The sequence below is a fragment of the Kitasatospora sp. NPDC043949 genome, assembly GCF_056435365.1.
In genome coordinates, this window is record NZ_JBWKEQ010000022.1 from 71,760 (window position 1) to 75,317 (window position 3,558).

At 74.6% G+C, this 3,558-nt stretch carries 2 protein-coding genes; both read left to right on the forward strand.

Annotated features, from left to right (window positions below; translation table 11 throughout):
* The first annotated feature begins 139 nt into the window (after positions 1 to 139).
* Positions 140 to 1,729 carry a lipase maturation factor family protein gene (locus AC07AL_RS19725; RefSeq protein ID WP_478317858.1) on the forward strand — a complete coding sequence of 530 codons (1,590 nt, stop codon included), beginning with the start codon at positions 140 to 142 and terminating at the stop codon, positions 1,727 to 1,729.
* Between the two features lie 205 nt (positions 1,730 to 1,934).
* On the forward strand, positions 1,935 to 3,558 hold a 1,624-nt coding region (locus AC07AL_RS19730), incomplete at its 3' end, for a hypothetical protein (protein ID WP_478317842.1).

Here is a 3,558-nt window from a genome sequence, read left to right on the forward strand (position 1 = left end):
GTGGCGGGGCGCCTCTCACCCCCGAGGAGAGGCTCCCCGCCACGGTGCCGTCCGGGTGCGGGCCCGAGCGGGTGAACCGTCCCCGCCCGCACCCCGGCCGCGTCCCGCCCGGCGGCCGCCGATGGTAGGCATGGGCCGCATGGACTGGTTCGCCGCCCCCGACCACTGGCTGAGCCGACTGCTCGTCCAACGCCTGCTCGCCGGCCTCTACCTGATCGGATTCCTCGCCGCCGCCGCACAGTTCCGCGCCCTCATCGGCAGCGACGGCATGCTGCCGGTGCCCCGCTTCACCGCCCGGGTCCCGTTCCGCCACGCGCCCGGACTGTTCCACCTCCACTACAGCGACCGCTTCTTCGCCGCCGTCGCCTGGAGCGGCGCCGCGCTCGCCGCCGCCGTGACCGCCGGACTCGGTGACGCCGTCCCGCTCTGGGCGTCCGTCCTGCTGTGGGCGGTGCTCTGGGGGCTCTACCTCTCGATCGTCAACGTCGGACAGACCTGGTACTCCTTCGGCTGGGAGTCGCTGCTGCTCGAAGCCGGCTTCCTCGCCGCCTTCCTCGGCAACGCCGACACCGCGCCGCCCACCCTGGTGCTCTGGCTGATGCGCTGGCTGGTCTTCCGGGTCGAGTTCGGCGCCGGACTGATCAAACTGCGCGGTGACCGCTGCTGGCGCGACCTCACCTGCCTGCGCTACCACCACGAGACCCAGCCCATGCCCGGGCCGCTCAGCTGGTTCTTCCACCACCTGCCCGACCCGCTGCACCGCGTCGAGGTCGCCGCCAACCACTTCGTCCAACTCGTCGTCCCCGTCGGACTCCTCCTCCCGCAGCCGGTCGCGAGCTACGCCGCCTGCGCCGTCGTCGCCACCCAGCTGTGGCTGATCGCCTCGGGCAACTTCGCCTGGCTCAACTGGCTCACGATCACGCTCGCCCTCGCCGCCGTCGACCCGGCCCGCATCGGACTGCCCGTCCACGCCCGCGTCCACCCCGCCACGCCCGTCTGGTTCGAGGCGCTGGTGATCGCCCTGACCGCGGCCGTCGCCGTCCTGAGCTACTGGCCGGTCCGCAACCTCGTCTCCCGCCGCCAGGCCATGAACCGCTCCTTCAACCGGCTGCACCTCGTCAACACCTACGGCGCCTTCGGCAGCATCAGCCGCGTCCGCCAGGAGGTCGTCGTCGAAGGCACCGACGAACCGACCCTCACCCCGCACACCGTCTGGCACGAGTACGGCTTCAAGGGCAAACCCGGCGACGTGCGCCGTCTCCCGCGCCAGTACGCCCCCTACCACCTGCGGCTCGACTGGCTGATGTGGTTCGCCGGCATCTCACCCGCCTACGCCCGCCCCTGGTTCCTGCCCTTCGTCGCGCGCCTGCTCGCCGGCGATCCCGCCACCCTCCGCCTGCTGCGCCACAACCCCTTTCCCGGCACCCCGCCGACCCACGTCCGGGCGACCCTCTACCTCTACCGGTTCACCAGTTGGCGCGAACTGCGGGAAACCGGCGCATGGTGGCACCGCACCGCGCTCCACGAGTACCTCGCGCCGGTCGACCTCACCTCCCTCGGCCACGCCGGGTACCGCCCACCCCTCGGCCGACGGCTCCGCGCCGTCCCGCTGGACCGGCCGCGGCGGCCCGGGGCCCGCCCGGGGACCCCGCCCGCCCGGCCCGACGGCCGTGGGCCCCAGTACCCGTCCGGCCCAACGTCCCACCACCCGTGCGGCCCTCCCGGGTAGCGGCCAGGCGGGGGGTATGGCACACGACACCGGCCCGTCGGGCGGTGGGTGCGTGCAAGGCTCGAACGGGCACCCGTATTCTGGGCGTCCACAACCGGCGGCCCGCCCGCGCGCCCCCCAGCCCCGCCCCCGGGGCACCCCGCGCAACCGGTCCGCCGCCCCCTCGCCGCCAGCCCCGCCGTCGTCGCCCAGAACCGGACCTCACATGACAGTGCTTCACTCGCGCAACGCCGACGCAGCCGACCCGGCGGACGTCGCCGACGCCGCAGACGTCAAGGACCCCCAGGACGCCAAGGCCACCACGGCGGAGACCGACCTCCGCGAGGACCTCGGCCGCTACGCCGAACTCGGGGCCTTCACCCTCACCGCCGACACCCACGCCTGGTACGCGGCCGTCGACACCGTCGCCACCCCCGAGGACGCCCGGGCCGGCTCCACCGCCCTCGCCGAACTGCGTGGCCGCGACCTCCGCCAGACCTGGGACGCCGTCACCGTCCTCGCCGCCGACGCCAAGCTCGACGAACCCGACACCGTCGCCAAGGCCGCACTCCTCGTCGAGATGCTCCAGCGCGTCCACCGCACCTCCGCCACCCTCACCACCGCCGCCTACGACGCCGACCTCGGCGCCCTCGCCGCCGCCACCGCGGACGGCACCTGGCGCCGCGAGAACGGCGTCAAGCTCTCCTGGCTGCGCGCCCGCTCCCTGCGCAAGCAGGCCACGGCCCTCGCCGCCGACCGCCGCATCCGCCGCGAGGACCTGCACGAGGCACTCGCCTCCGCCGAGGTCGAGCGCCGCGCCTGGGCCGCCCTCGCCCCCGCCGGCACCCTGCCGGTCGTCCCCGCCGACGGCGCCCTGGTCGAGCGGACCGCCCAGGCCTTCGAGGCGATCAACACCGGACTGCGCGGCCTCGCCCGGCTGCTCCCCGACCACGACCTCGACGGGCTGGCCTTCGCCGAGCTCGTCGACCTCGTCGAGCGGCTCGCCGCGGACGAGGGCACGCTCTACCGCCTGCCCACCATCCGCGGGCTGCGCACCACCCTGGAGGAAGCCGGCCTCGGCGACCTGCTCACCGAACTCGCCGCCGCCCGGGCCGACCGCCGCGCCGCCGAAGCCGCGTTCGCCGCCCGCCAGGCCCTGGCCGGCGGCCAGCGCGATGGGCTCGCGGGGGAGGGCAGCACCGTCGAGGTTCCGGCTTCGGTTCCGGGTCCGGGTCCGGTTTCGGTCGAGGAGACGGTGACCGACGCGGACACGGAAGCGGAAGCGGAAGCGGAAGCAGACTCGGGCGAGGCTGAGGCCGTGGTCGAGACGGCCGAGGCAGCCGAGGAGGAGGTGACGGAGGAAGCCCCGTCCGCTGTCGTGGTCTCCCTCCCGGCACCGTCCCCGGCCGCCGACGACCTGGTGGTCGCCGCGACCGCCGCCCTGGCGGAGGCCGCGGAAACCACGGAGGCCGAGGCCGCCGTCGAGGTTTCCGCTGTCGAGGCCGTGGCCGACGCCAAGGCCGAGGTCGAGCTTGCGGAGGAAGCTCCGCTCCTGGAGGACGCGCCCGTCGTCGAGCCGGAGACGATCGAGCCGGCTGCGGAGCCTGAGACGGTTGCCGAGGTCGACGCGGTCGAGGTTCCCGTGGCCGAGGTTGAGCCGGTCGCTGAGCCTGCCGTTGTCGTGGAGCCGGTGGTCGAGGTCGAGGCCGTCGAGGAGGCGCCCGCCGTCGCCGTTGCGGAGCTGGTGGTCGAGGTCGAGCCGGCTGCGGAGCCTGAGACGGTTGCCGAGGTCGACGCGGTCGAGGTTCCCGTGGCCGAGGTTGAGCCGGTCGCTGAGCCTGCCGTTGTCG